General features: G+C 47.4%; 26 protein-coding genes. 5 read left to right on the top strand and 21 right to left on the bottom strand.

Translation table 11 applies throughout. The annotated features are described in order from the left end of the window. The 4 genes from AAGC78_RS15290 to AAGC78_RS15275 all read right to left on the bottom strand — a co-directional run. On the bottom strand, positions 1 to 217 hold a 217-nt coding region (locus tag AAGC78_RS15290; RefSeq protein ID WP_435784964.1), incomplete at its 3' end, for a TCP-1/cpn60 chaperonin family protein. A gap of 79 nt (positions 218 to 296) precedes the next feature. Continuing rightward, positions 297 to 587: a co-chaperone GroES gene (locus tag AAGC78_RS15285; RefSeq protein WP_435784963.1), complete on the bottom strand. Its 291-nt coding sequence runs from the start codon at positions 585 to 587 to the stop codon at positions 297 to 299. 273 nt (positions 588 to 860) lie between these two features. Then, on the bottom strand, positions 861 to 1406 hold the full coding sequence (locus AAGC78_RS15280; RefSeq protein WP_435784962.1) for an FxsA family protein: 546 nt from the start codon (positions 1404 to 1406) through the stop codon (positions 861 to 863). 31 nt (positions 1407 to 1437) lie between these two features. Next, positions 1438 to 2460 carry a DUF481 domain-containing protein gene (locus AAGC78_RS15275; protein ID WP_435784961.1) on the bottom strand — a complete coding sequence of 341 codons (1023 nt, stop codon included), beginning with the start codon at positions 2458 to 2460 and terminating at the stop codon, positions 1438 to 1440. Positions 2461 to 2625: 165 nt separating this feature from the next. Between AAGC78_RS15275 and AAGC78_RS15270 the strand changes: the two genes are divergently transcribed. Together AAGC78_RS15270 and AAGC78_RS15265 are read left to right on the top strand one after the other, a co-directional pair. After that, positions 2626 to 2976: an MGMT family protein gene (locus AAGC78_RS15270; RefSeq protein WP_435784960.1), complete on the top strand. Its 351-nt coding sequence runs from the start codon at positions 2626 to 2628 to the stop codon at positions 2974 to 2976. 23 nt (positions 2977 to 2999) lie between these two features. Beyond that, complete coding sequence (locus AAGC78_RS15265; protein ID WP_435784959.1) at positions 3000 to 4286, top strand: AmpG family muropeptide MFS transporter; 1287 nt, start codon at positions 3000 to 3002, stop codon at positions 4284 to 4286. Between the two features lie 143 nt (positions 4287 to 4429). On the opposite strand, the gene AAGC78_RS15260 is transcribed toward AAGC78_RS15265, so the two are convergent. The 4 genes from AAGC78_RS15260 to AAGC78_RS15245 are packed head-to-tail and all read right to left on the bottom strand — an operon-like array spanning position 4430 to position 8020. Next, complete coding sequence (locus tag AAGC78_RS15260; RefSeq protein ID WP_435784958.1) at positions 4430 to 4912, bottom strand: YajQ family cyclic di-GMP-binding protein; 483 nt, start codon at positions 4910 to 4912, stop codon at positions 4430 to 4432. A gap of 32 nt (positions 4913 to 4944) precedes the next feature. Further along, positions 4945 to 5919: a regulatory signaling modulator protein AmpE gene (ampE, locus tag AAGC78_RS15255; protein ID WP_435784957.1), complete on the bottom strand. Its 975-nt coding sequence runs from the start codon at positions 5917 to 5919 to the stop codon at positions 4945 to 4947. A gap of 41 nt (positions 5920 to 5960) precedes the next feature. Further along, positions 5961 to 6518 (bottom strand): 1,6-anhydro-N-acetylmuramyl-L-alanine amidase AmpD, encoded by a 558-nt coding sequence (gene ampD, locus AAGC78_RS15250; protein WP_435784956.1) that lies wholly within the window; start codon positions 6516 to 6518, stop codon positions 5961 to 5963. Positions 6519 to 6538: 20 nt separating this feature from the next. Beyond that, positions 6539 to 8020, bottom strand: coding sequence for an AAA family ATPase (locus AAGC78_RS15245; protein ID WP_435784955.1), 1482 nt, complete (start codon positions 8018 to 8020; stop codon positions 6539 to 6541). A gap of 206 nt (positions 8021 to 8226) precedes the next feature. Here AAGC78_RS15245 and coq7 point away from each other — a divergent pair, with 206 nt between their 5' ends. Continuing rightward, positions 8227 to 8874: a 2-polyprenyl-3-methyl-6-methoxy-1,4-benzoquinone monooxygenase gene (gene coq7 / locus AAGC78_RS15240; protein WP_435784954.1), complete on the top strand. Its 648-nt coding sequence runs from the start codon at positions 8227 to 8229 to the stop codon at positions 8872 to 8874. 78 nt (positions 8875 to 8952) lie between these two features. On the opposite strand, the gene AAGC78_RS15235 is transcribed toward coq7, so the two are convergent. Further along, positions 8953 to 9372, bottom strand: a complete 420-nt coding sequence (locus tag AAGC78_RS15235) for an OsmC family protein (protein WP_435784953.1) — start codon at positions 9370 to 9372, stop codon at positions 8953 to 8955. 262 nt (positions 9373 to 9634) lie between these two features. Between AAGC78_RS15235 and crp the strand changes: the two genes are divergently transcribed. Beyond that, positions 9635 to 10270, top strand: a complete 636-nt coding sequence (gene crp, locus AAGC78_RS15230; protein WP_435784952.1) for a cAMP-activated global transcriptional regulator CRP — start codon at positions 9635 to 9637, stop codon at positions 10268 to 10270. Between the two features lie 74 nt (positions 10271 to 10344). Here the strand turns inward: crp and trpC are convergent, their stop codons facing one another. The 5 genes from trpC to rpe form a co-directional block, all read right to left on the bottom strand. Further along, positions 10345 to 11142, bottom strand: a complete 798-nt coding sequence (gene trpC, locus AAGC78_RS15225; protein WP_435784951.1) for an indole-3-glycerol phosphate synthase TrpC — start codon at positions 11140 to 11142, stop codon at positions 10345 to 10347. Positions 11143 to 11172: 30 nt separating this feature from the next. Next, positions 11173 to 12204, bottom strand: coding sequence for an anthranilate phosphoribosyltransferase (gene trpD / locus AAGC78_RS15220; RefSeq protein WP_435784950.1), 1032 nt, complete (start codon positions 12202 to 12204; stop codon positions 11173 to 11175). A 91-nt stretch (positions 12205 to 12295) separates the two neighbouring features. Further along, positions 12296 to 12877, bottom strand: a complete 582-nt coding sequence (locus tag AAGC78_RS15215) for an anthranilate synthase component II (protein WP_435784949.1) — start codon at positions 12875 to 12877, stop codon at positions 12296 to 12298. Next, positions 12874 to 14385, bottom strand: coding sequence for an anthranilate synthase component I (gene trpE, locus AAGC78_RS15210; RefSeq protein WP_435784948.1), 1512 nt, complete (start codon positions 14383 to 14385; stop codon positions 12874 to 12876). Before trpE ends, AAGC78_RS15215 begins: the two co-directional genes overlap by 4 nt. Before the next feature lie 325 nt (positions 14386 to 14710). Continuing rightward, complete coding sequence (gene rpe, locus AAGC78_RS15205) at positions 14711 to 15391, bottom strand: ribulose-phosphate 3-epimerase (RefSeq protein ID WP_435784947.1); 681 nt, start codon at positions 15389 to 15391, stop codon at positions 14711 to 14713. Positions 15392 to 15505: 114 nt separating this feature from the next. Between rpe and AAGC78_RS15200 the strand changes: the two genes are divergently transcribed. Further along, positions 15506 to 16606 (top strand): DUF3530 family protein, encoded by a 1101-nt coding sequence (locus AAGC78_RS15200; RefSeq protein WP_435784946.1) that lies wholly within the window; start codon positions 15506 to 15508, stop codon positions 16604 to 16606. A 327-nt stretch (positions 16607 to 16933) separates the two neighbouring features. Here the strand turns inward: AAGC78_RS15200 and AAGC78_RS15195 are convergent, their stop codons facing one another. The 7 genes from AAGC78_RS15195 to AAGC78_RS15165 all read right to left on the bottom strand — a co-directional run bounded on the left by AAGC78_RS15195 (position 16934) and on the right by AAGC78_RS15165 (position 26439). Further along, positions 16934 to 17671 (bottom strand): tRNA-uridine aminocarboxypropyltransferase, encoded by a 738-nt coding sequence (locus AAGC78_RS15195; protein ID WP_435784945.1) that lies wholly within the window; start codon positions 17669 to 17671, stop codon positions 16934 to 16936. 268 nt (positions 17672 to 17939) lie between these two features. Next, positions 17940 to 19040, bottom strand: coding sequence for a tyrosine-type recombinase/integrase (locus AAGC78_RS15190; protein WP_435784944.1), 1101 nt, complete (start codon positions 19038 to 19040; stop codon positions 17940 to 17942). A gap of 6 nt (positions 19041 to 19046) precedes the next feature. Continuing rightward, positions 19047 to 19523 (bottom strand): helix-turn-helix domain-containing protein, encoded by a 477-nt coding sequence (locus tag AAGC78_RS15185; protein WP_435784943.1) that lies wholly within the window; start codon positions 19521 to 19523, stop codon positions 19047 to 19049. Then, complete coding sequence (locus AAGC78_RS15180) at positions 19520 to 19762, bottom strand: helix-turn-helix transcriptional regulator (protein ID WP_435784942.1); 243 nt, start codon at positions 19760 to 19762, stop codon at positions 19520 to 19522. Before AAGC78_RS15180 ends, AAGC78_RS15185 begins: the two co-directional genes overlap by 4 nt. A 106-nt stretch (positions 19763 to 19868) precedes the next feature. Then, positions 19869 to 20819: a hypothetical protein gene (locus tag AAGC78_RS15175; RefSeq protein ID WP_435784941.1), complete on the bottom strand. Its 951-nt coding sequence runs from the start codon at positions 20817 to 20819 to the stop codon at positions 19869 to 19871. Continuing rightward, complete coding sequence (locus tag AAGC78_RS15170; RefSeq protein ID WP_435784940.1) at positions 20816 to 21475, bottom strand: RipA family octameric membrane protein; 660 nt, start codon at positions 21473 to 21475, stop codon at positions 20816 to 20818. Before AAGC78_RS15170 ends, AAGC78_RS15175 begins: the two co-directional genes overlap by 4 nt. Positions 21476 to 21486: 11 nt before the next feature. Then, on the bottom strand, positions 21487 to 26439 hold the full coding sequence (locus AAGC78_RS15165; RefSeq protein ID WP_435784939.1) for a DEAD/DEAH box helicase: 4953 nt from the start codon (positions 26437 to 26439) through the stop codon (positions 21487 to 21489). Between the last annotated feature and the right edge of the window lie 34 nt (positions 26440 to 26473).

The following is a 26473-nucleotide window of genomic DNA, read 5'->3' as shown; positions in this document are numbered from 1 at the left end:
TTTGCGCGCCCATGTTTTCGAACTTGTCTTTCAGGCTGATTTCTTTCGCAACAGATACACCGTCTTTAGTGATGGTTGGAGCGCCGAAAGATTTTTCCAATACTACATTACGGCCTTTTGGACCAAGGGTCGCTTTAACCGCATCGGCCAGAACGTTTACACCAGTCAACATACGTTGACGTGCGCTATCACCAAATTTCACTTCTTTAGCTGACATATTCTTAATTCCTAAAAACTTTTGTTAATCCGCGAAGCCGACGCAATGCAGCTTCACCTTCAATTCTTGTGTGTTTGGCTTATACCAAAACTGCTTTGATGTCGGACTCGCCCAGGATCACCAACTCTTCACCGTCGATGGTGATGGTGTCGCTGCCAGCGTATTTACCGAACACTACTACATCGCCAACTTTTACATCCAACGGACGCAATTCACCGCTGGCCAATACGCGGCCATTACCTACAGCCACAACTTCACCTTGGTTAGGTTTCTCTTTTGCAGCACCGGACAGAATGATACCTCCGGCAGTTTTGGTTTCTTCTTCTTTGCGACGAACTACAACGCGGTCATGCAACGGACGAATTTTCATGGAACTTTGTCTCCTAACAAAACAGATTAAACAGGCTTGAAACCGGAGCTTTCACCCGCCCTATTTGGCGCGATGCAAACTTTGTGGTTCCGCGAGATGACATATAGGGACGGCCGGAACAGATTCAAGGCCGTCGATAAGGCCACCGATTTACAGGGGTTCCCCCCTTAAATATTAACCAAAGGCGGTGACCTAAAAGCGGTGTCCCCTATCTGGGGCCTTGTTTGGGGATTTCAACGGAGAAAAGCGGGAAATTGTCGAAAAACCGATGATTTAATCGTTTTTAGGCTCTTTTGAGGCGGGAGTTTCAGATTGTTGATCAATAAGTACACCAGATGTGCCCTTATTAGCATCTTGTTGGGTACTGCCCTGATGCTCATAAACATTACCGCCAGCGGAAGTAAACGGTCCTTGGCCAAAAGGATTTGTACCAAAACCAGCAGCGTTAAAGCCGCGAGCGCTCGCAGTCACCGCCATTTTTGCCAACCAGCGCTTGAACAATAGGCGACGCAGAAATGGGATAAAACACAGCAGTGCCATGAAATCAGTGATAAAACCGGGAATGATCAGCAAGATCGCGCCAATCGCTTTAAATAAACCATCAACCATCGTCTGCGCAGGCATAGCACCACCGCGCATCCCTTGGGCCGCGCGCAACATGCTGGAAGCGCCCAAATAACGCAGCAGATTAACGCCGAGGAAAATCATTGCGATTAACCAGACAATCACTGCCAGCGCCCCTACTTCCGAGCCGATGGCAATCATCAGCCAGAGTTCCAGGAAGGGTAACAACAGCAAAAACAAAAAACGTATACGCATCAATAAAATCCAGAGTCGTGGAACCTGCAGTCTACCACTTGTAACTCACCCCCAGCGACATGCGTGTGTCTTTGTCTTTACGGGTCGGCTGCGGCTCGTTATCACGCCAATAATCGATTTTGAATTCTGAATAGATACGCTTGAGAATCATCGAACTGAAGCCAGTGGTCGTTTTCAAGCGCCAGTTAGGTTTGTCTTCGGTCGATTGCAGAACTTCGTTGTTGTGGAAAAACCCAACCCCCCAAGGCAGACGGTAGCGGAAATCAGTCGCGACACGCACCGCCATAAATTCATCTTCGGTAGCGAATTCTCCCTCCAGATTCGCAGGCAGCGTGTAGCGCTCATCCATATAAGCAGCGCCCGTTTTCAGCGATAGCGCCTGGTTGAGATTTTCGAAAAACTGGTAACCCGCGCCCGTTCCCAAGCTGCGATAATTCGCCATACCGCGGTTGGGCTCGGAACCCGCAAGCGCACTGTTGTACCAGAACCATTGATCCGCCAGAAACCAATCCAGCGAGTAACGGCTATTCCAACGCTCTTGTGCGGGCGAATAATTCCAGGATGCACGCGCAAATTCGCCACCGACAACATGGCGGAAATCACCGCGGCGAAACTCCATTTCACTCTGGATATTCCACTCGTCGCGCACCTCATTGCCGCGCGAATAGGCGCCCCACAGATTCAATTTCCCCCGATGTACATAAGCGCCCTTTTTGTAATCCTCATAGGGCACCAGCGTCTTCACGGTCAGTATTGACTTGCGTTTTATACGCGACGAATTTTCACATTGATACACCAAATCATCAGCATCCATTTGTTTCAATACGCAGGCTGCTTTGCTGCCATTAATTTTTAACGGCTTGCTGGATTGGATGTTCTTGATATTGTTTTTTTTGAGCCACTGCTCGCCAAAATTGGTCGACTTCCAGATCAGATGCTCGCCGTCGACACGCACCAGCTCTCCCTCAAGCCGGTCACCATTGTTTAGTTCCACAACACCGGCCTGAGCGCAAGCGCTCGCCAATATCCACAAGAGTATGACGAATGGCTTCACAGGCAGGATTCCGGTTTATTAGTTAGCATGAGTCAATTAAAGTGACCCCTCCACCACAGGGCAACGCCAGAAGTGTTAATAGTGTTAACTTAAGTTAGGTTTGGGTTTATTCCGGTAAATGCGGATAGTTATGCAGCAATTTACCTAATCAGTTCAGGTACAACAGTGAAGAAAACATTAATTCCCGAGCACCCGGCGGCAAGCAACCAAGTAGCCACTAACCGCGAAGCCATCTATTTGGCGCTGATGAGCATTCCGGCGGGAAAAGTCATCACCTACGGGCAATTGGCATCATTGGCTGGATTACCCGGCGCCGCGCGTCTGGCTGGCTCGGTATTGTGCGGATTACCGGAAAAAACTGAGCTCCCTTGGCATAGAGTGATTAACGCGCAAGGAAAAATTTCATTACCGGTCGATTCAGCATCCTACAAAAAACAATTACAGCGACTGAAAGCGGAAGGAGTGGAAATAAAAAATGGAAAAATCAGCTTGCGCATTTACGGTTACAATAACTAATCATTTATCAGTTGAATCCATCCATGACCTCATCAGAACCAAGCACAACCGACAATAATTACAAAGGCTGGAGCGGAATCAAACGCGCATTTGCCACCCCCTCTGCGCTAACTTTATTTTGCTTGGGCATAGGCTCCGGCTTGCCATTTTTGTTAGTGGGAGGCATGACGCTTTCAACCTGGCTGCGCGATGTCGGATTTGAATTAAGTGTGATTGGTTTAATCAGCTTTGCCGGTTTTTTCTATGTGCTTAAATTTTTATGGGCACCGCTAATTGACAAATACAGCCTGCCCTTTTTAGGCCGCCGCAAAGGCTGGCTGGTGGTATCGCAGATCTTATTGATTGCAACTTTAGTGGCAATCGCTTTGCTGCGACCGGAATCATCACTCAGTATTTTTATTGTATTGGTGGGAATTGCAGCATTCGCCGGCGCGACATTGGATACAGTAGTCGATGCTTATCGCATTGAAATTGCACCACCAGAGTTTCAGGCCGCATTAGCATCAACCTATATTTTAGGTTATCGCATTGCATTGATTTTATCGGGTGCGGTTGCATTTTATCTTGCAGAATTGTGGGGCTGGCGCGTCGCCTATTTAGTTATGGCACTTTTTCTGCTGATTCCCTTAGTCGCATCGATCATATCCAAAGAGCCTGATAACCAACGAGCATTGGCAGTGCGTGATATCCACATTGCTGATGCATTTATCAAACCCTTTCAGGAGTTTTTTTCACGCAACGGCATATTACTAGCGGTGGCATTACTGGCCTTTGTTGGATTGTTTAAATTGCCCGATCAAATGATTGGGGTTATGGCGGGGCCTTTTTATCTGGACTCAGGTTATACCAAAGCCGATATTGCCACCGTCTCCAAATTATTTGGCGTGTGGGTTGGAATTGCCGGTGCATTTTTAGGCGGGATTTGCATAGCAGCATTCAGCATGCGCAGCATGTTGTTTGTTGCCACCATAATCGTTTCCATTTCCAATATTGCGTATCTATTGATGGCGAATAATCCCGGGCAAGAATGGGCGTTTTTTGCAGCTATCAGCGCAGATAATATTTCTCAGGGTTTTGCGGGAGTGGTGCTGGTCGCCTTTATGTCGAGTCTGACTAATCAAAACTTCACCGCAACCCAGTATGCACTGCTTGCATCGCTCGCTAACTTACCAGGGAAATTTATCGGTGGCTTATCCGGATACATTGTTGAAGCAACCAGCTACTCCTGGTTTTACATTTACAGTAGCCTTTCGGTTGTTCCTACGTTATTAATTTTGGCGTGGCTCTGGAAACGACTACAAAAACCCTAATTCCTTGCGTAGCCCGTGTGGAGCTTGCGCAATACGGGAACCCCCCATAATAGGTTTCACTTCTTACGGGCTACTGAATCTACCGATTGAAACAAAAAAGCCCTGCTCAATGAGCAGGGCTTTTTTCAAATGCGAATTAACTATTAATCGCGGAAGTTTTCAAACTGCATTGGCATGCCCAACTCTGCCGCGCGCAATGCAGCGATACACTCTTGCAAATCGTCGCGCTTCTTGCCGGTCACACGCACTTGCTCACCCTGAATGCTGGCTTGCACTTTTAACTTTTTGTCTTTCACCAAAGCGACGATTTTTTTGGCTAGATCTTTGTCGATACCAGTGCGCACAGTAACTTCACGCTTTACTTGCTTGCCTGCGCTTTTTACCTGACCAATCTCAAGGCAACTTACATCAATGCCATTTTTTGCCATCGCAGGCCTCAGCAAATCCAGCATTTGATCGAGTTGCATTTCCGCATCAGCAGTAAGGGTGATTTCGTATTCCTTCAGTTCGAAACTTGCATTCACGCCTTTAAAGTCAAACCGATTGGTAATCAAACGCTGGGCCTGATCAACCGAGTTGGTCAATGCGTGCTTATCAACTTCCGAAACCACATCAAACGATGGCATAGCTAACCTCAAAAAAATTTCAAAATAAAAAATTAAACAATCAGAGTGGCAAACGCGATTGCACACACCCAGAACAGCAGTGACCGGGTATAAAGCGGCACGCTGGATTTAACCAATGCGAAGGAATACGCAGGTTCAGAGTGAGTGGTGATGACATCGCCAGTCAGGTCTTCAATAATATCCTGTGTTTCCTCTTCCATTTCTTCCTGCTTTTCTGCTTTCTCTTCCGGCTGCATTTCTGCCATAGCAGCAGTCGAACTATCGGTAGATGCACCCAATGCACCACGCAAACACTCGTTCAATACATAATCGGATGAATTTTGCAGATCCAATAAATTTTTGCGTAGCGGGCAGGTTTCAAAGTTACCCACGAATGCCCAGGTCACGCCCATCAAACGCACTGCAGGCAACTCCAACAACCACAACCATTTACTCGCCAAGGCCGCAGAGTCGCTACCTGCTGGTGAAAAATCGCGATATAACACACTCAAACGATAAATCAGCGCACCAAATGGCCCGGCGATAAAAAACCAGAAGAGCACAGCAAACATGCGCTCAAATCCGCGATAAGCAAATACGCGCAAAGCCTCGGTGTGCAATCCACGCCAATCGCTCACATCCACATCGCCGCTAATTACGTCGTGACCGCGCAAACGATCCAGTAATTGCGCCGCCGCTACGCTATCGCCGCGCGTCGCAAGTGCAATGTACTCTTGAATATCTGCCAATAAATTTCCACGCCCAAGGCTGTAAAGCAGCACAGGCACGTAAAGGAAGAATAACCATTGGATTCCCGCTGTTTGATACACCAGCAAAAACAGAATCACTAGCACCGCCAATGGAATTAAGAGTGCCAATGCCAGTGGTACTGCCGGTGCCGAGGAAAGACCCGGAATGCCTTGCAGGCGATTCACCAGCCACTTATACCACCCATCAAATTGGATAACGCTGGCAGAACCGAGCCAGTAGACGATAGCGAGGACGACAACCAAACTGAGAAAAATCATTTTTGTTTAATCACTCTTCAGTCAAAAAGAACAAAATGGCACTATTCAAGTGATCTACGGAAGCGTTGCCAGTCAAAGGCGGGCCCCGGATCTGTTTTGCGGCCAGGTGCAATATCGGAATGGCCGGTAATGCGCTCAGGTGTTAGTTTAGGATAAGTCAGCATCAACTGGCGAGAAACTTTCTCCAGCGCAAGGTATTGCGCATCACTGTAGGGAACATCATCCGCCCCCTCCAACTCTATGCCGATGCTGTAATTGTTGCAGTCGGCGACACCGCCAAAACTGGAGCTACCGGCATGCCAGGCGCGCGCTTCAAAAGGAACGAATTGTGTCACTTTACCGTCACGTTCGATGAATAAGTGCGCAGAAACCTCCAGTTCTGCAATAGTGGAAAAATACGGATGCAGGCTCGCATCCAGTTTATTTTGGAAAAATTGCTGCACATAACCGCCGCCAAATTCGCCCGGTGGCAAGCTGATATTGTGCACAACCAGCAAACTAATGGCTGCATTTTCGGGCCGTTGATTAAAATTGGGCGATGCGCATTGCTCAGCCCCATCAAGCCATCCACCATTAATTTGTTGCAAGTTTTCAGTCATCACGTGCTCTTTGTCATCGTTTATGCAGGAATAGTTCGATCTTCCGCCCACAAACGCAATTGGGTGATCTGTTCGGACATCACCACCGACAGAGGACTAGTAGCAGCGATTTCACGCAACAACATCTCAGTCGTCAGCGGTTTGCCCTCAGCTCCGGCAGAATAAAGCGCTGCAATAATAGCCTGCTCAATTTCTGAACCAGAAAAACCATGGGTTGCAACAGCTAACTGCTCACAATCGAAATTCTCGCTGGCACAATTACGTTTGCGCAGATGAATCGTAAAAATATCTTTGCGTACAATTTGTTCAGGCAAATCGACAAAAAAGATTTCATCCAAGCGGCCTTTACGAATCAATTCCGGTGGCAAGCGCGAAATATCATTGCTGGTGGCAACAATAAATACGCGCGTGCGTCGCTCCGCCATCCAGGTTAATAAAGTGCCGAGCAAGCGCTGCGATACTCCGTTATCATTGCCATCTTGCGCCATGCCCTTTTCAATTTCATCGAGCCACAACACACAAGGCGACATGGCATCGGCTAACTTTAAAGCTTCGCGCAGATTTCGTTCGGTTTCGCCGTGGAATTTATTGTAGAGCGCGCCGACATCCATGCGCATCAACGGCAACCCCCACAAACCGGCAACCGCTTTAGCGGCAAGACTTTTTCCGCCGCCCTGTACACCGAGCAGCAAAATACCTTTGGGGCGATCCAGCTTGGAGTCTTCATCATTGAATGCGCCGCGCCGTGTTAACAGCCAGCGTTTTAAATTATTCAAACCCCCGACATTGGAGAAATCTTCGGTCTGTTGCTCAAAACTAATAACACCTTCCATATCCAGCAATGCGAATTTTGCCTTGTTAATACGCGGCAAATCATCTTCGTTAAGCGAACCATCATTCCAAATCGCAGAGCGCACCAAGCGACGCACATCGCTTACGCTCATGCCTTGTAAATTGTTGACGACTTTTTTGAGGGTGAGGTTATCGGTTTTTACGCGCGCACCGGCGTGGCGATCTGACCAGTCTTTTGCCTCTTCACGGATAATTTCCATGATCTTGTCATCATCCGGCAAAGTCAGAGCATACGAGGCGCTGTAACGTGTTAGCTCCGGCGGTAAACGCAATTGATAACTGAGCAGCACCAGTGTGTGTGGCACAGCAAAATGATTGAGTGCAATATCTTTCAGCAAGCGTACGACTTGCGGTTGATCGGCAAGAAAGGGATGAATATCGCACAACGCAAACATCGCTGGCTGATGCAATTGCTTGATGTGACGCAACATCTCTTCCGGCTCATTCAGTAAACTGCCTTTGGGTACCAGCTGCGGGCCAAAATTCATCCGCGTCAGCCCTTCGGTAATCGACCAGCGATGCAGATCCTTGCCGTGTTTATTGGCAACCTTAAGCAAGGTATCCAAGGCTTTTTTTTCTTCGAAGGTTTCAATTACCAGCAGCGGAATACGGGAATCCAGTAACAGTTTTATTTCATCAACATCTTGCACGCTTGTCTCCTTTAGCCGGGCGAGTCGTTTGGCCAGTCAAGGCCACCAGCATGCAATGGGTGAAACAAGCTTGCAACGGGTTTATGGAATTAACGGGACGGAGTAGTCGGCAATGAGCCAGTCTCGCGAAAAACACCTCGCGTTTTACCCGTGCCCTCACCGTTATTTTCTGTTTAAATAGAGCATCGATTTAAGAGGAAGCCAGCATGTCCAGCACACATTTGAGCCTAATCGACAACTTCATTATCAATGCTGATCGCGCCTTACGCACACTGGCGGCGGGCAATGACATGACCAGCGAGCGGCCATCGCCGGCGCGCCCATTGGATGAAGTGGATCTCAGCGAAGCCGAGCGTAAAAAATCGGCGGCGTTGATGCGTGTAAATCACACCGGCGAAGTCTGCGCGCAAGCGCTCTACCAAGGTCAGGCATTAACTGCCAAATTGCCCGATGTGCGAGCGGAAATGGAACATGCTGCGGAAGAAGAGATTGATCATCTGGTGTGGTGCCAGGAGCGCATCGACTCATTGGGCAGTCATACCAGCTATCTAAATCCGGTGTGGTACGGGCTCTCGTTCGCCATTGGAGCCGGAGCAGGTTTGGTGAGCGATAAGGTGAGTCTGGGTTTTGTTGCCGCGACAGAGCATCAAGTGTGCAAACACCTTGAAGAACATCTGCAGGAGCTGCCAGCGCAAGACTTCCGCAGTCGCGCAGTCGTAGAACAAATGCTGGAAGACGAAGCGCGCCATGCCGATATGGCGTTGAATGCGGGTGGATACAATTTTCCCGCACCGGTCAAAGGGCTTATGACACTGGTATCCAAAGTGATGACAACAACCAGTTATCGCATCTAACTCAGTAGACTCAAGCACCCGCCAAATAAAAATGCCCGCATTACGCGGGCATTTTCTTAATCAAAGCAATTTATTCACTCAGGCTTCACGAATTTCGTAAGAGTGGGTAATTTCAACTCCACCCGCTTCCAGCATAATCGATGCTGAGCAGTATTTAGTCGCCGATAATTCAACCGCGCGTTTTACCTGCGCCTCTTTCAATTCTTTACCAGTAACCAAAAACTTCATGTGAATCTTGGTAAATGGGGAAGGCACGCCCTCTGCGCGTTCAGCATCCAATTCACAGCGGCAATCTGTTACCTGCTGACGCGACTTAGTCAAAATGCTCATCACATCGAACGCAGAACAACCACCCAAGCCAAGCAACAGCATTTCCATCGGGCGCACACCAGTATTGCGGCCACCATGATCGGGCGGACCATCCATCAACACCGCATGACCACTTCCCGATTCACCGAGAAACTGCGCCCCGTCAACCCATTTCACTACTGCTTGCATAGATATACCTGTTGTAATATTTTCGCCCTAAAATAGACCGCTAGCGTAACACAAGGCGTTAAAAAATCGAAAATGTCGCAAAAATCAACATCCGTGATGTAAATGGTGACTTTTTGTAGACAATTCAATTGTCTAGGCTTATAACTGCATCACAAATTCTCAGGTTGTCATGGCATATCTATAGCAGTGTGGTGGCCTTGTCGTCATAATAAATTTCATATTTAAATTAGTAATATAAAAAACCATCAACAGGAGCCACACCTTGGTCGCTGTCTCGCTTACACCGCACATTAAGAATGTGGAAGAGTTTTTAATTCATTGTCACCGTCGCCGTTATCCCGCCAAAAGCACCATCATTTACGCGGGCGACAAAAGTGACTCCTTGTATTACATCGTGAAAGGTTCGGTCACAGTGTTGATCGAAGACGATGAAGGTCACGAAATGATCGTCGCTTATCTCAATGATGGCGATTTCTTTGGTGAAATGGGTTTATTTGACGAAAAGGATTCGCGTAGTGCTTGGGTGCGCGCGAAAACTGAATGTGAAGTTGCTGAAATTAGTTATGCTAAATTTCAGGAAATTTCCGAAACTCATCCCGAATTTTTATTTGCACTCGGCAGCCAAATGGCTCGTCGCTTGCGCGCCACTACTCGCAAAGTGGGCGATCTCGCCTTCCTTGACGTAACTGGCCGTGTTGCACGTACCCTGCTGGAACTCTGCAAAGAGCCGGATGCAATGACTCATCCCGACGGTATGCAAATCAAAATTACCCGTCAGGAAATTGGCCGCATTGTTGGCTGCTCACGCGAAATGGTTGGCCGTGTACTCAAAACCTTGGAAGAGCAAGGTTTGGTCATGGTGAAAGGTAAAACCATGGTCGTATACGGCACGCGTTAATAGTCACCGCCATATAAAAATAAAGCCCGCAATTGCGGGCTTTATTTTTTGTACTGCCAAACCAATCCTTAGCTCTACGCGAAGAACTCCGCCAGTGCCACACCCGGCTCATCTGCACGCATAAATGCTTCGCCAACCAAAAAGGCGTGTACATTCTTGGCGCGCATCGCTTGTACATCTGCTGGAGCGAGAATTCCACTCTCGGTGACTACGATACGATCACTGTCAATCTTGCTGAGCAACTTGTAGGTCGTTTCCAAGGTGACATCAAATGTATGCAGATTGCGGTTATTAATGCCGATCAATTTATTCGGCAACTCCAGCGCAATATCCAACTCAGCCTCATCATGCACTTCAACCAGCACATCCAGCCCGATGGAGTGAGCGAGCGTATTAAGCTCTTTCAGTTTCTCAGCTGACAACGCTGCAACAATCAGCAACACACAGTCAGCGCCCATCGCGCGCGCTTCGTAGATTTGGTATTCGTCGACCAGAAAATCCTTGCGGATTACCGGCAAATTCACCGCAGCGCGCGCTTGCTGCAAATAGGCATCAGCGCCCTGGAAGAAATCCACATCGGTTAATACCGACAAGCAAGCTGCACCGCCCTGCTCATAAGACTGCGCAAGTTCTGCCGGCACAAAATGCTCGCGGATAACTCCTTTGCTAGGCGACGCCTTTTTGATTTCGGCAATCACACCGGATTTACCTTGTGCGATTTTAGTTTCAATCGCCTGTACAAAACCGCGCGCTTTTGCTTGTTCTGCAGCACGCTGCTTTAGTTGATCAAGGGAAACCTGCTGCTTGCGCTCGGCAATTTCTTCCCACTTTCGCGCAATGATTTTACGCAGTACTGTTGGTGTATCTGACATGGAGTTTTCCAAAAATCGATTTACAAACATTTATTCCAAATATTGGGTGAAGGCCGCCAACTCGCGAATTTTTTCGCCCGCAAGGCTGCTGCCGATTGCATCGCGCGCCATTTCCACACCATCGGACAAAGTGCTGGCAACACCGCTCACATAAATCGCGGCACCAGCATTCAGCGCGATAATATCGGCGGCTTTTTCTGCATATTGTCCACGGCGATTACCCAAGGCATCGCGAATCAATAACAGCGAATCTTCAGCGTTGGTAACACTTAAACCAATCAAGCTTTTGGATTGCATACCAAAATCTTCCGGCTTGATAATGTATTCGCGAATTTCACCGTTCTTTAATTCAGCAACCTGGGTCTCTGTAGCCAAACTGATTTCATCGAGGCCGTCTTTAGCGTGAACAACCATCACATGCTCACTACCAAGACGTGCAAGCACTTCAGCCATAGGCTTACACAGCTCACCATTAAATACACCAATCACCTGCCGTTTAACATTTGCAGGATTGGTCATTGGGCCGAGCATATTAAAAATGGTACGCATGCCCAATTCTTTACGCGGGCCAATGGCATGGCGCATGGCACTGTGATGAGCCGGAGCAAACATAAAGCCAACTCCAATCTCGCGCACACAACGAGCAACTTGCTCTGCGGTGATATCCAATTTAATCCCGGCAGCTTCCAACACATCAGCACTGCCGGTTGAACTTGAAACTGAGCGATTGCCGTGTTTGGCAACGCGACCGCCTGCGGCTGCAACCACAAACGCACTTGCGGTGGAAATGTTGAACAAGTTGGCGCCATCGCCGCCTGTGCCACAAGTATCCACCAAATAATTCACATCAATATCTACTGGCGTTGCTAATTCGCGCATCACCATTGCAGCGCCGGTAATCTCATCCAGGGTTTCGCTTTTCATACGCAATGCGACCAGGAAACCACCAATTTGCGCCGGTGTTGCGCCGCCGGTCATCACCGAGCGCATGACAGAAATCATCTCTTCTGTACTTAAATCAATCTGCGCGACTAATTTCGTTAACGCTTGTTTGATATCCATTGCCATTTACCTTTTATGAATAAATGCACTGGCAATTACCAGTGCATTTTTTTGTTGTAAGTAAGCTAAAAATATTTATCACAGCAAGAAATTAATAAGCCGTTAAAAAATTGCGCAGCATGTCGTGACCGTGTTCGGTCAAAATTGATTCTGGATGAAACTGCACACCTTCCAGTGCGAGAGTCTTGTGCTTCACACCCATAATCTCTGCCATGCTGCCATCGTCGTTTTGTGTCCAGGCAGTGATTTCAAGACCATCGGGTATCGACTCTTTTTCAATTACCAGCGAGTGATAACGCGTTGCTTGAAATGGATTATTCAATCCGGCAAATACACCTTTGTTGTTGTGATACACCGGTGATGTTTTACCGTGCATCACAAAAGGAGCGCGAATCACTTTGCCCCCCAAAGCCTGACCAATGCTTTGATGCCCGAGACAAACACCTAACAGCGGGATTTTTCCGGCAAAGGTTTTAATCGTTTCAACTGACACGCCTGCCTCGGTTGGTGTACAAGGGCCAGGAGAGATAACAATTTTTTCTGGCGCCAGTGCCGCAATTTCTTCGATGGTAATTTCATCGTTGCGCACGACTTTTATGTCCGCACCCAACTCACCGAAATATTGCACCAGGTTGTAGGTGAACGAATCGTAGTTATCAATCATTAAAATCATTTTGCATCCCCTTTCACTGCTGCAGCACCCACCATATCAACGGCTTTAAAAATCGCGCGCGCTTTGTTCATGGTTTCTTTCCATTCCAGAGCGGGAATGGAATCAGCCACTACACCAGCACCGGCTTGCACATACAGCTTGTTATTTTTAATAACCGCAGTACGAATCGCGATAGCGGTATCCATATTGCCGTTCCAGGAGATGTAACCCACAGCACCACCATAGATGCCGCGTTTTTCGGTTTCCAATTCGTCGATAATTTCCATCGCGCGAATCTTAGGTGCACCACTTAAGGTTCCTGCTGGTAGTGCAGCACGCAATACATCCATCGCCCGCAGGTCAGGTTTTAATTTACCGGTGACATTGGAGGTAATATGCATCACGTGGGAGTAGCGCTCTACCACCATTTTATCGGTGAGTTTCACGCTGCCAATTTCAGCAACGCGACCAACATCGTTGCGCCCTAAATCGATCAGCATTAAATGCTCGGCGATTTCTTTTGGATCGTTAACCAACTCAACTTCCAACGCCTTATCTTCTTCCGGCGTGTAGCCGCGACGGCGAGTACCGGCGATGGGGCGCACAGTCACTTCGCCATCTTCAAGACGTGCAAGAATTTCAGGGCTCGATCCAACAACATGATGATCGCCCAAATTCATAAAATACATGTAAGGCGATGGATTTAAATTGCGCAGCGCGCGATAAAGGTTGATTGGCTCCTGAGTGAAATCAATCGACAAACGCTGCGAGATAACCGCTTGCATAATATCGCCAGCAAAAATGTACTCTTTGATTTTGCCAACCATCTCATGGAAATATTGCTCGCCGACATTCGACACAAAACTCGGCTCGCTGTGACCATTATTGCCCAGCGATAAACTCGGTGTTGCAGGCATTTCACCACGCAGTTTTTGCTCCAATTCATCCAGGCGCGCATTGGCTTTCACAAACGCATTGTCTACCTCCGGATTCGCATGGATAACCAGAATCAACTTACCGGCGAGATTATCGAACACCAGCACTTCATCCGAAACGCTGAGCAAAATATCCGGTGTACCGATGACATCCGCAGGCGCACTTTCTTTTAGATGCGGCTCCACATAGCGCACGCAATCGTAAGCGAAATAGCCAACCAAACCACCGGTAAAGCGCGGCAAGCCAGGCAATTCCGGTGCGCGATAACGCAGCTTGAACTCCTCCACAAATGCCAATGCATCCGCGCAGGTATGGGTTTCTACAACTGCACCATCGCGCTCGATATGAATGGTTTCACCAAAAGCTTTCAGCACTGTGCGTGCCGGCAAACCAATCATGGAGTAACGACCCCATTTTTCGCCGCCCTGCACTGACTCGAATAAATAAGAGTATGGGCCCGATGCCAATTTCAAATAGGAGGACAGAGGCGTATCCAGATCCGCCAGCACTTCGCGCATGACAGGAATACGGTTGTAGCCTTGAGCGGCTAATTGGGCAAATTTTGCTTGATCAATAAACGGGTCGGAATTCATGACATTACCTTTATGCTCGCCATGCAAGGAGGCAAGCTTTTATCTTTATCAACATTGTATTTGCGCGAGGCTATTAACGGGAAACAATTAACAGAAAATCAATGCGCAAACAGAGAAAGGCGGCTCAGCGCAGAACCGAAAAAGGTTCAGGCAAAGCGAAATGAACTAGCGACGCCATCGGGCGGCGAGGAAGGGAGCGCGCTCTGTATTAAAGGTTGCGTGTTTCACGAGGATGGTTCCTGTTGCAGCTGAGGGCAAGTGTACTCAAATAATCTGCCTATGCCTACCCTCAACCCACTCCAGACGATTGCAAATAACCAGTAATTTAGACCAGCGCTAATTGTTCGCGCATACCGGCTATCACTGCGGCGTAATCCGGGGCATTAAAAATCGCTGAACCGGCAACAAAAGTGTCCGCACCGGCTTCGGCTACTTCGCGGATATTCGCCAAACCAACACCGCCATCGATTTCAAGGCGAATCGGTAGGCCACTGGCATCGATTAGCGCGCGCGCCTCGCGCAGCTTATCGAGCACATAAGGGATAAAAGTCTGGCCGCCAAAGCCCGGGTTAACCGACATCAACAGCAGCATATCCAGCTTGCCCATCACATATTTGATGTTATCCAACGAGCTGGCAGGTGTAAGCACCAGACCGGCTTTGCAACCTTTATCCTTGATCAACTGTAATGAGCGATCCACATGACGGGATGCCTCGGGGTGGAAGGTGATATAAGTAGCACCAGCATCGGCAAACTGGACAATCAAATCATCTACCGGTTCGACCATCAAATGCACATCAATTGGCGCGGTAATACCGTATTTGCGCAAGGCTTTGCAGACCATAGGGCCGATGGTCAGATTGGGGACATAGTGATTATCCATCACATCAAAGTGGACAATATCGGCGCCGGCGGCCAGCACTGCGTCAACCTCTTCACCCAAGCGAGCGAAGTCGGCGGAAAGAATTGAGGGGGCGATTTTGTAATCCCGCTTAAAGTTCTGCATAAATGTCCCGATATTAGTAAGTGGCTGCCCGCATTCTACGTGATAAGGTTTGCCATCAAAACCACTCTGAGCTGAACCATGCGATCAATCGCCTACTTGCGGCCACTCATATCAATGAATTTACGTAGCAGATTTACCGGTGCAATGCTTCTCGTTTGGCTACTTTCGCCCAACCTTTGTGCACAGGAGCCTGATGCAAATACCGAAGCATCTGCGCCGAGCAGCGAAACAAGCTCCAGCAGCAAGTCATCGGAAGCGCCACTTTATCCATCACGCGATATTCGCGACAAAACCCTGTTAGCTAAGGTGTTAGATGATGAAGCCCAATGGCTGGAAACCGAACACGGCAAAGTTCTGGCGCTCTACCGGCCTACCGAGGCGAAAGTGACGCGCGGCGTGTTGATTCTTTTTCATGCAGCAGAAAACCCGCAACTCTGGCCACCAATGCTCGAAAACCTGCGAGCCAATCTACCTCGCTATGGCTGGGAAACCCTGGCGCTTAGCCTGCCGCAAAAATACCCGGCGGCAATTCCTGCCCGGCCAAGTTCATCCTCAGCCAGCGCCTCATCTGCCAGTGCAGACGCAACTGCACCGGAAACTACAGAGCCAGCTGCTACAGATCCAGCCACAGCAGATGATAGCGCCGCCTCGTCTGCCGAGTCCGCCAGCGCATCATCTGCCGCGTCTTCCAGCGTTCCGCGCGATGTGTTGATAGAGACTTATATCAATGCGGCGTTTACATTTCTGGAGGAGAAAGGTCAGCTCAATCGCGTTATCCTCACGGATAATAGCTCCGTATTTCAGGTGCTTGAGAAGTTAATCCCGCAGGTGCAAGAAAATAAGCGCGACAAGGACACCCTGGATGGCCCTCTGCAGGCATTGGTCATCACCAACCTCCAGCAGCAGGAGCCAATCAGCAAATCGGAATTGGAAGCGATCTTCGGCGCAGAAAAATTACCCGTTCTGGATATCTTTTTTACACCGGATAATCCAGAGCAAACGGAGGCACGCGATCTGCATCGCGCAGTTGCGATGCGCAAAAAACTGGATAGCTATCAGCAACTACTATTGGATAGCCAGCCAAAGCTGATTGAGCAGGATCACCAAAGTTTCCTGTTAGGACGAGTGCGTGGATTCATGCAACAAAAAGCAGATGGCTCAGAAACAAATTCGTCTGCTAGCGGTAAGAACAACGAAGCTAACACCAAAAACTAAAAACGGGATCGGCTTTTGGCCGATCCCGTTTTTAGTTGGCTTGCCGGAATAACGCGTCCTGCGTTAGTCCGGCGATCTCCCTCTCGCCTGCATGACTTGATTGAGCGAAATTGGTGTGCAAATTAGGCGCTTCCCTTGACCCTGCTTGGCCAACCTACCCTCCCTGACGACCTCCTTGTTAGAAGCCATTTTCAAGGAAAGCAGTATTCCAGGATAGTCGCAAAATTCACTGAATCTTGTAGGAAATCGACTACAACCAACCGAGGCATTCGACGTATTGGTCAGTAGGAATATACACGGCCGCTGTAATCCAGAACCTGATTTGAATCAATCATTCTGATAACCAAGCATCTGCCTGTGCAATTCCCCCACCTCCGGAGCATATACACCGCGCGTCGCCAGATAATGCACATTGAAGAGCTGAAAATAATCCTGCAAAGCATTTGCTGCGCGCTGCTCGCCTGCCATTTCCAAACACAAACCAGCCGCCTCAGCCGTCGACAAATAGCGCTCTTGATGTGACTTGCGCACCGCATAACCGCGCACCAAGGCTTCCGGTAAAACAACACAGGGAACAGCATCCAGCCAGCGGCTTAGATGAAACATTCTGCCACTTTGTTTCCAGGTCCCATCCAATAAAATGAAGGTAATTATCTTGCCATCATCCGGAAATTCCCTAACCAATGTGCGTGGAGTAGAACCCGCATCGGTAGCATCTGCCGGAAATACAATTACACAACGACGATTGGCGTCTGCCAATAAATCAATCAACTCTTGCGCAGGCTCAGTCCTGCTCCAACAAAAAACATGGGTTTGTTGTGGCAGTACATCAGCAATCAAGCGTCCGGTATTTGTTGGCTTAAACACCTCATTACGATGCATTACCAACACAAACTCGCAGCGCGATTTCAGTTCCGGCCGCCAAGGACAAATACAAGCAAACACCGCAAGCTGACAATGCTCACAGCGAATCACAGATTTGCCGCGCGCTAAAAATTCGCGTGTTGACTCCGCCAACCGCTGTGCGCGCAATCGTAGATATTGGTTGGAAAATTCGCCGCCCATCAATCACCCGTACGGAAAATATGTTGCCAAAAACCAGCAAATTACAGACGAAAAAAAAGCGCTCTAGTGAGCGCTTTTTAATTTGGTGCCTGGGCCTCACTCGAAAAGCAAAGCCAAACGCCCTAAATTCAACAGGGGATAAAGACATAATCTTAATAGTGCCCCCAAAAGTGCCCCCAAATACCGCCACTACCCGCTGCAATTGCTTAAATGGCACTTCAGTTGGGTGAATGATACACCATTGCCAAAAGAGCACCTAGCCAAAGTATTAGCCACTGCTGGCCTTTAACTTATGCGCCAGTGCTTCGGCCAAACTATCAATATCAACGTTTTGTATGCCCACGCTCGCCTTACCCAAGCCCCCAATAATTTCACCCTGCCGCCTGCACTCCACATCCCCATAGCTTAGGAAAGTTGTTAGCACTTTTTCATGCCCAAGGTTTTGGCTCCACGCTTTGTAATCTTCAGGGGTTTTGCAGACTTGTTGCCCATAGCGCACCAGCATGTGCCTGAAGCTATGGGGGTTGTAATATGGCAGCCCTGCCCGCTCAAAGGCTTCACGGAATATCTTGCGTATGGGGGATGCGTTGCTCCAATGCTCACGCTTTAACCCGGCCACCTCAAATTGACGGGATGCGCTGCGCTGCATCAGGGTTGACGGGAAAAGTGGATCATTATTGCCCCATAGCTTTTCATCGCGCAAATAGGCCACCCAATCCACTAGGATGGTTTTTATCTCTTCGCCCACCGGAAAAAAGTAAGTAGTAAATGTTTTGCTGAACTTGGTGCTGACCTCCCGCGCATCCTGAAAAATACTACCTTCAACCACATCAACATGCTTTAGCTTCATAGAGGCGATAGCACTATCGCGGGCACCGGTTAACAAGGTGAAAGCGACTAGCGCCCTATTCCGGCGGGCGATTTCATCCCCCAGCGGCATATTGGTGATCACATGTTTTACTTGCTCCAGCGTGGGCGCCTTTTTTTCGCGCTTGGCGGTTGCTACCCGCACATCCTTTTCTGATAGGTTGAAATAATCGGCATCGCAATACTGGATGCGCGACTTGTAGCCGGGCTGCCCTGCCAACCAATGGAAAAACCGTTTTAAATTAGCCAAGGTTGCATTTAAGGTGGCTTTGCTTAATTTCTTGCCTGTGCCCTCCCCTTTTTGTTCGGCCAAATAGTTTTTAAACGCGACCGCCTGTTGATAGTGAAACGCCTTAAAATCTTTGTATTTTGTATAGGCTTCAAACCGCGCCAGTGACTTGGTGACCACATCCAAGGTTGGCTCACTGTGCCGCATTGCCTCTTTTAAATAAGCCAAGTAGCGGCGTTTGATTCGTTCGTTTTCTGCATTGTGTGCTTTCATGTTTTATCACTCCCCTTTCAAGTCACTGTTTAGGCTGGGTTGGTTGCTATCCCTTATATGCTTTTGAGCCTGCGGAAAAGTGACGCCCATTTGTGCTTGAATGGCCGGTAATTTTGCATAGCTAACCCGCTTATTCATCAGCGCATCACAATGCGAACAAACTGCCGTTAGATTGCCTACCTTGTCGGTTATGGGTTGATAATCCAATAAATCAGGCACCGGCTTGCGCGGCTCCCGGCAACGCAAGCAATACATTTCCCCAGCTTGGCAAGTGCGTTTATTTTTGGTGTGTTGCGTTTGTAAAAATTCCGCAAGTATCCGTCCAAGAATTAATGCAGGCCGCTTTTGATCACACAACGGCAAGCCCTTTTTAATCCACTGGCGCACGGTGTTTTTATGGATACCAAATAAATCGGCAACCTCTTCCACTGTGTAGTTCCTGTGAATTTTTACCAGCCGGTAATTGGGACGGCGCTTAATCACAGCGCCTTCTTGCGATCAGTTTCTAAGGTTTGCACCAGCGCGCGAATTTCAGCATCAGTTTTACCAGCAATACGCGCAGTGTTTAACGCAATGATTTCACTCTCAGGCCAGCCCACAGAACGGCCACCTAATGAGATAGGTTTTGTCCATAAGCCTTGGGCTATGCGCAAATAAATAGTGGAGCGAGACAGGCCGCTTTGGGCAATTACATTGGGTAAACGTAGAATGGCGTTAAGCATGTTGGCACCCCCATGGGCGTTGTTGAACATGCAACCATTGTTAGAAATGTAGCCAGTGAAATAGCCGAATTCGGTTTACAGGATTCCGAATTCGGCTTTACCAGCACTATTGGAGTAAGTCTTTAACCTGCTTAATGATTCCGCGAATCGTATCGTCTGATAGCGGCTTACCTAACTTTTCTGTGCTTGCCGCCAACGCACCAGCAATACCTCTTTGCCGGTAATCAAACTTGGCTTCATCGCACAAAGCAGCAATCACAGTCAGCATTGAATTGCGCTCTTTGGCTGACAGCGGTTTTTCTTGCTTAGGCGTTTCGTTTATTTGGCTAAGAAAATCGACAATCGCAGCCGTTCGCACTACATAGACCCCGTCTCGGGGTAAGCAACCAGCAGGGTAATAATCATCGTGCCTTGGACGTGAATCCCTCTTGGCTAAGTATTCCTTACGATCAGCTTTAAACTTATCCCACATTGCTTTTATATTTTCTTCAGGGATCTCCCCTTGTTCAATCAGCTCCTCTAATTGCCTTTTAGCCGCCAGTGATCCCTTCTGATATTCATTATCATCCCAACTTTCAACCAAACGACAAAAAGCCTCCCCCTTACGCAAAAAAGTTCCATTTAGGTTAGTTAGCTCAATTTCCGGCCCACCAGTTAGATGTTGATATACATGCTCAACATCTATGCGCTCACTAGCGAGCATGGCTAAATCCCAAACACCATCAATAGAAGTAACCGCTTCGTTCCAATTGATAAATTGACCATCGCCAATATAGTCAGCAGCAATCATTTCCTTAGGCGCATCCTCCGGATTTTCTTTATACAATTCTGCAATTAAGCCTTCTGAGGGCTTAAATCGCTTAGCCTTATTAATTCCAACTATTTCACCAAGATTGCCATAGGCATGATTGGGAAAGCTCATTGATAAAACCAAATGCCCGTCCAACGCTAACCTATAAATATCGGCAAGAGCTACATCCTCACCAAGCACCGTGGATAAATGCCTGGCGGCCTCTTCAATGGTTAACCATTCTTTAAGTTTGAACAACTTGCTCATGGAAGCGGTTTTCCCCGAAGCACGGCCTTTATCTTCTCACTTTCTTCCCCTTCAAAATTGATTTTGGTCTTGCATACCTTGAAAAACAGTAGCAGGCAACAACAAAATAACGAAAAAATAGCACCCACTGTTACTAAAATGTCGCTGTAGTTAGTTAATAAGCTGTGGTGCCAGACGGAAACCAAGGAAGCGACAAATAATCCGAACCACAGAAAAACAACATAAAAGCTAATCATTAAATTAACTCTTGAGACAGAGAAAACGCTGCCACCTAAACTAAAAAAGCCTTTATCATTGTTGAATACAGTTTTATAGAGCGGCCCCATATGCCCATCTTCAAGCATATCAACGTGCTTTTCCCAATTTTCTTGCCAAAATTTACTACCTTTATTTACCGCCAGCCATGCGCATGAAAACACCAACCCTAAAGATGAAATGACTACTCTTAGCTCTTCTCTATGGCTAGCATCTTTGGCTACCGCAACGGCAATAAATGCAACCAATGCAGCACCGATCAACACCCAAAAATAACTTGCTCTTTTCCAATACAAATCAATTTCAAACTTTCGTATATCCAAAGCACACTTAAGCGCTTCTGATGATTTGTCCTTAAATAATTCGCCATATTGTTCAGCAGTTTCGACTGGCTTAGTCATACACCCTCCAATTAAATATCCAACTTCGGCAACGCATTCACTATTTTCATAGTCTCTAGGCTTACCGTAATTACCCGCTGGAATAGCTCTAGCGGGTATTTGGCGTTGCCCATGGTTTCTATCGCCCAGTCGTTAGCGTCGTTGACTATGCCACTTGCGGGATCTGTTTTAACACATTGGCGTTCCATTACCCAATCGAGTGCGGCTTTGCCGTTGACCACATAATCAAACGCTTCTTCGGGTATATCGCGGATGGTGATTTGGTGGTTGTAGATCACCGTGTGCTTTTCGCCTTTTTTGGCGAACTTCATTTTGGTGACGTAAAAATCTTTATCATCCAATTCGGCCAGCTTTTTCTTGCCGGTGTCTAGGGTGACGGGGTAGCAATCCACGGTTTCGTAGTTAAGGTGCAATTCGGCTAAATCGCGCCCTGCCTGTGAGAAGTGCCAAAAGTCTTTGGCGGTTTTTACACAGGGAATACGTGGCAACTCTTTGCTTAGGTTGTCGGCATAACGTTCGCGGTAATCGGATGAATGTAGCAGTCCATAGACGTAATAGAACACATCTTCTTTGCTGATTTTTTCGTTGGGGTAAGCCGCTGTGAAATGCACCAAGCCTTCATCGGTGATGGCATCGCGACGGGTGTAGTTTTTAGCACCATTCGCCATCTCACCGGTAGGGGCATCAAAAAGATCATCCTGCCCTTTATCATCAAGATCGGCGGCATCATCACTCTCGGGGCTATCATATAAATACAGAGGGAAACATTGACTGTTATAAAGGGTCTTAAGCTCTGTAATTAAATTTGACATCAGCACCGAAAAGGGTTGATTTTCTCCTTTTCCAACTATGCAAATCACCCGATTTTCCACTTCGGCATTCGGAAAAACTCGCGGCATTTGGTAAACCCTTTCATTGAGCTTCCGATTGTAATACAGCCATTGCTTAGTGAATGGGCGATAGTGGCTTAAAATTATGCTCTGCTCTGAAAAATCCAAATTGCGATCTTTTATAAGTTCCTGCTTTGTGTTGTGAGTCCAACTGATCTTTTTAGTATCAATATTGATAAAACTATCCACCAACTTCTCACGATCCTTTTTGTTCAGTCCATTGTGGGCATCATCAAAACGTTGTAATTCTCTATTGTAGAATTCAATCATGCTTTGCATATTACCGCTAACTCGCTCTCTTGATGAGTTATAGCACCAAGCATCTCGAGCAGTTAAAACACCTTGAGAAAAATTATCAAATAACTTTTCCTCATCTCCTTTTTTGTCACCCATAACTATGAAATTATTAAAATTATCGTCTCGTTGATTTAGCCAGTCACCGTGCTCATCCGGTGTAATGCTCCACCACGCATTATGCTCAGCGATGCCTGCTATGCTTGAAAATTTACTGATTATTTCCAGCTTTTCTTCACGACTTAAATAATCACCAATATCGTGGAAATAAATTTTTCCGAACTGCTCTGCATTGGGATTTTTTACCAGTAGTGAAATTGCAATCGGTGAACGGCTACCGCTACCAAATATCTTCCCTCCCTCTTTGCGAGAGGTTTCGCCAGATGTTCTTTGATTGCCTCGCAAATGAAACACATAAATGCTAGAAAACTCATCCGCTAAGCATTTACGCAAACCATCTGCGGTGTTGGCTTCCAGAAAGCCTGCATTTGTCACAAAACCGATTACGCCGCTATTACCAATACGATCACTTGCCCAACGTATTGCTCGGACATAGCTGTCATACAAACCTTTAGCTAGTGTTGCATTGGTTTTCGCAGCATAAGTACTGCGAATACGTTCATCCAAGTATGGGTATGGAACATTGTCATTGTTGTCATTTTCACTTTTCTGGCCAATCGAGTAGGGTGGGTTGCCAATAATGACCTTAATATCCAACTTCTTTTGCTTTTTACGGCGTGCACTGTTTTGTACCAATATTTCATCTACCAAATCTTCCTTTTCCCATAGCTGGAAGGTATCGGTTAAACAAATACCTTCAAAGGGCACATAGTCGCCGCCCACTAAGCTGTGATAAACCGCCTCTATATTGATTGCGGCTATGTAGTAAGCCAGCAATACAATTTCATTGGCGTGAATTTCGGATTTGTATTTGGCTTTTAGTTTATCAATGGGAATTAAGCCGCTTTGTAGTAAGCGAGTGATGAAGGTGCCTGTACCAGTGAAGGGGTCAATAATATGCACGCCTTCGCTGGCGAGGGTTTGGTTAAATTCCTGTTTTAGAATGTCATTAACGCTGTGGATAATAAAATCCACCACTTCCACTGGGGTGTAAACAATGCCTAGGCGTTCCGTCATTTTGGGGAATGCATTGCGGAAAAACTTATCGTAAAGCTCCACCACAATTTTTTGTTTGCCTTGGGCGTTGTCTATACCTTCGGCGCGCAATTTTACGCTGGCATAGAATTTTTCTAGTGTGTCTGCCTCTTTATCCAACCTGTGCTCTTGCAATACATCCAGCACCCCTTGCATGGCTTTGCTCATGGGGTTGTGGTCGGTAAAGTTGTAGGTGCTAAAGAGCGCATCAAATACCGGTTTGGTGATTAAATGCTGGGCGAGCATTTCTATCACTTCGGCATCGGTAATGCTGTCGTTAAGGTCATCGCGTAATTCTTTGGCGAATTCGTTAAAGGCTTGCTGCTCTTTGGTATTGGCAGGGTTTTGCACAATGGTGGTAATGCGGGTGATATGGGTATTGGCGATTTTGGCTATATCGTTTGCCCAGTCGCCCCAGTGGTTGCGGTTGCCGCATTTTTTTACCACTTTGGCATAGAGTGCGCGCTCTATTTCGCCTACTTCAAACTCTAAACCGGCTTGGTTGGTTAGCTGACCTTCAACATCGTAATTTTTTGGCTTTTCACCAATACCGTATTGGCCTTTGCCGGTGTCCTTCTTGCTATTGCCCTTGTCTTGTTTGGGTTGGATTTTGTCGGTAATAGAAATAACTTCCATTTTGCCGTTGGTTTTGCCGATCAAATCCAGCTTGTTAATCATGGCATCAAAGCGGTCATCGTGTGAGCGCAATGCCTGTAGAACTTCCCACACCACTTTGTAGGTTTTGTTATCGTTTAACGCTTCATCCGGTGACATGCCCGAGGGGATTACCACCGGCAAAATCACGTAGCCCAATTTTTTATTGGGTGCGTTGCGCATAACACGCCCCACAGATTGCACTACATCTACTTGGGAATTGCGCGGGGTTAAAAACAAAACGGCATCCAGCGCGGGTACGTCTACCCCTTCGGATAAACAGCGCACGTTGCTTAATATGCGGCAAATATTGTTTTGTGTTTCTGCCTTTAACCAATTGAGTTTTTCTTCTTTTTGGCTGGCATTCATGCTGCCATCTACGTGGGCGGCTTCACACACTAGGCTGTTGTGTTCCGGCTCTTGCTCCTGATAAGCCTCCACTACCGCTTGAAACATAGAGGCGATGTTTTTAGAGCTTACCTTATGAGTTTTAGCGGTTTTACTGCTGTTGGGTTCAATGACTTGGCAAAAGGCCACGGCGCGGCGCATGGGGTCTGCATCACCCCCAAAGCCATCATCACCCTGATTTTCTTTAAGGCTTTGTTTGCTTAACGCCTTCCAACAGCCCACAATTTTTGCGGCGTCATCTACTTTGAGTTGGTTGTTTTCATCGGCCAATAAGGTTTGTAAGCGGCTGCTAATGTGGGCTTCATCTACGGTTAGCACTACCACTTTGTAATCACACAACAGGCCACGGCTTACCGCTTCAGAGAAATTGATAACGAATAGCTCTTTACCATAAAGGCTTTCATCATCCATAGAGCACAACTTAACGCCGCCCTGCTCTTCTTTGGCTTTGGCGCTGTCACCATAGATGCGCGGGGTAGCCGTCATATAAAGGCGCTTGGCAGCTTTTATAAAATCGGCTTCGTGAACTTTTACAAAATTGCTTTCACTGTCGTTTTCAAAGGTGGCACCGGTGGTGCGGTGGGCTTCATCGCAAATAATTAAATCAAAATTGGCTAGGTTGAATTCTTTTTGCGCTTTGCTGATTACATCAATGGAATGGTAGGTAGAAAACACCACGCTCATGTGTTCACTATCATGGCGTTTGGTCATTTCATCGGCTAGGCGCTTGGGTTCGGTAGTGGCGGGGTAACGCAATTCATGGGCGAAGGTATTTACCGCGTCATCATCTTTATTGCGCTTTTTGCCTACATCGCTATCTGAACAAACGGCGAAGCTGTGTAATGGGGTTTGGCTTTCTTGCGTCCATTCGGTAAGGGTTTGGGAAAGCAGCGATAAGCTGGGCACCAAGAAAAGTACGCGCTTATTTTTACCGGCCAGCTTTTCGGCAATTTTTAAACTGGTAAAGGTTTTACCCGTACCACAAGCCATAATCAGTTTGCCGCGTTCAGCTGTTGCCAAACCTTGCTCAACTGAATTAAGGGCGTTGATTTGGTGATCCCTTAGCTTTTTCTTTTCTTTTAATACCGGGGCTTTTGCGGGCTGGTATTTACTCCAATCAATTTGGCTATTTTCAAGGTCGGTAAGGTCAATTTTATTGACTGGTGGTTGCTGGCCTTGAAGCGCATCTTCGGCGTGTTCGCTCCAATTATTGGTAGTGGTCACAATAATGCGGCGGGTGAATGGCTTTTTGCCGGACGCGGTAAAGAAGCTATCTATATCTGACTTTTTAACGCGGTAATCTTCCGCATAGCATTTGCATTGAATCGCATGGTATTCGTTGGTGCCTTGGGTTTTGGCTACAAGGTCTATGCCGGTATCACGGCCATCCAAGCCCTGCTCTTTTGCCCAATCGCTATAGAGCCACACATCGCTATACAAATCTGCATAGGTGGCTTCATAGCGGAAATAGGTGCGAATCAACTCTTCAAAGTAGGTGCCTTTTTCGCGTTCGGTTTGCGAGGTTTGGCGGTAGCTATCTAATAAAGACTTCAAAGCAGACATAAACTTTATCCATTTTTTAATTGTGTAATTCGCA

The organism is Cellvibrio sp., assembly GCF_039207905.1.
In the GTDB taxonomy this organism is placed as follows: domain Bacteria; phylum Pseudomonadota; class Gammaproteobacteria; order Pseudomonadales; family Cellvibrionaceae; genus Cellvibrio.
The sequence above is the reverse complement of the archived record's forward strand: the minus strand, read 5'-3'. Positions and strand labels throughout refer to the sequence as shown.

Bases quoted from the DNA above. Each gene is read 5' to 3' on its own strand.
- AAGC78_RS15285 (WP_435784963.1), bottom strand. From the start codon at position 587: ATGAAAATTCGTCCGTTGCATGACCGCGTTGTAGTTCGTCGCAAAGAA.
- AAGC78_RS15280 (WP_435784962.1), bottom strand. From the start codon at position 1,406: ATGCGTATACGTTTTTTGTTTTTGCTGTTGTTACCCTTCCTGGAACTC.
- AAGC78_RS15265 (WP_435784959.1), top strand. From the start codon at position 3,000: ATGACCTCATCAGAACCAAGCACAACCGACAATAATTACAAAGGCTGG.
- AAGC78_RS15260 (WP_435784958.1), bottom strand. From the start codon at position 4,912: ATGCCATCGTTTGATGTGGTTTCGGAAGTTGATAAGCACGCATTGACC.
- ampE (WP_435784957.1), bottom strand. From the start codon at position 5,919: ATGATTTTTCTCAGTTTGGTTGTCGTCCTCGCTATCGTCTACTGGCTC.
- ampD (WP_435784956.1), bottom strand. From the start codon at position 6,518: ATGACTGAAAACTTGCAACAAATTAATGGTGGATGGCTTGATGGGGCT.
- coq7 (WP_435784954.1), top strand. From the start codon at position 8,227: ATGTCCAGCACACATTTGAGCCTAATCGACAACTTCATTATCAATGCT.
- AAGC78_RS15235 (WP_435784953.1), bottom strand. From the start codon at position 9,372: ATGCAAGCAGTAGTGAAATGGGTTGACGGGGCGCAGTTTCTCGGTGAA.
- trpC (WP_435784951.1), bottom strand. From the start codon at position 11,142: ATGTCAGATACACCAACAGTACTGCGTAAAATCATTGCGCGAAAGTGG.
- trpD (WP_435784950.1), bottom strand. From the start codon at position 12,204: ATGGATATCAAACAAGCGTTAACGAAATTAGTCGCGCAGATTGATTTA.
- AAGC78_RS15215 (WP_435784949.1), bottom strand. From the start codon at position 12,877: ATGATTTTAATGATTGATAACTACGATTCGTTCACCTACAACCTGGTG.
- trpE (WP_435784948.1), bottom strand. From the start codon at position 14,385: ATGAATTCCGACCCGTTTATTGATCAAGCAAAATTTGCCCAATTAGCC.
- rpe (WP_435784947.1), bottom strand. From the start codon at position 15,391: ATGCAGAACTTTAAGCGGGATTACAAAATCGCCCCCTCAATTCTTTCC.
- AAGC78_RS15200 (WP_435784946.1), top strand. From the start codon at position 15,506: ATGAATTTACGTAGCAGATTTACCGGTGCAATGCTTCTCGTTTGGCTA.
- AAGC78_RS15195 (WP_435784945.1), bottom strand. From the start codon at position 17,671: ATGGGCGGCGAATTTTCCAACCAATATCTACGATTGCGCGCACAGCGG.
- AAGC78_RS15190 (WP_435784944.1), bottom strand. From the start codon at position 19,040: ATGAAAGCACACAATGCAGAAAACGAACGAATCAAACGCCGCTACTTG.
- AAGC78_RS15180 (WP_435784942.1), bottom strand. From the start codon at position 19,762: ATGCTTAACGCCATTCTACGTTTACCCAATGTAATTGCCCAAAGCGGC.
- AAGC78_RS15175 (WP_435784941.1), bottom strand. From the start codon at position 20,819: ATGAGCAAGTTGTTCAAACTTAAAGAATGGTTAACCATTGAAGAGGCC.
- AAGC78_RS15170 (WP_435784940.1), bottom strand. From the start codon at position 21,475: ATGACTAAGCCAGTCGAAACTGCTGAACAATATGGCGAATTATTTAAG.
- AAGC78_RS15165 (WP_435784939.1), bottom strand. From the start codon at position 26,439: ATGTCTGCTTTGAAGTCTTTATTAGATAGCTACCGCCAAACCTCGCAA.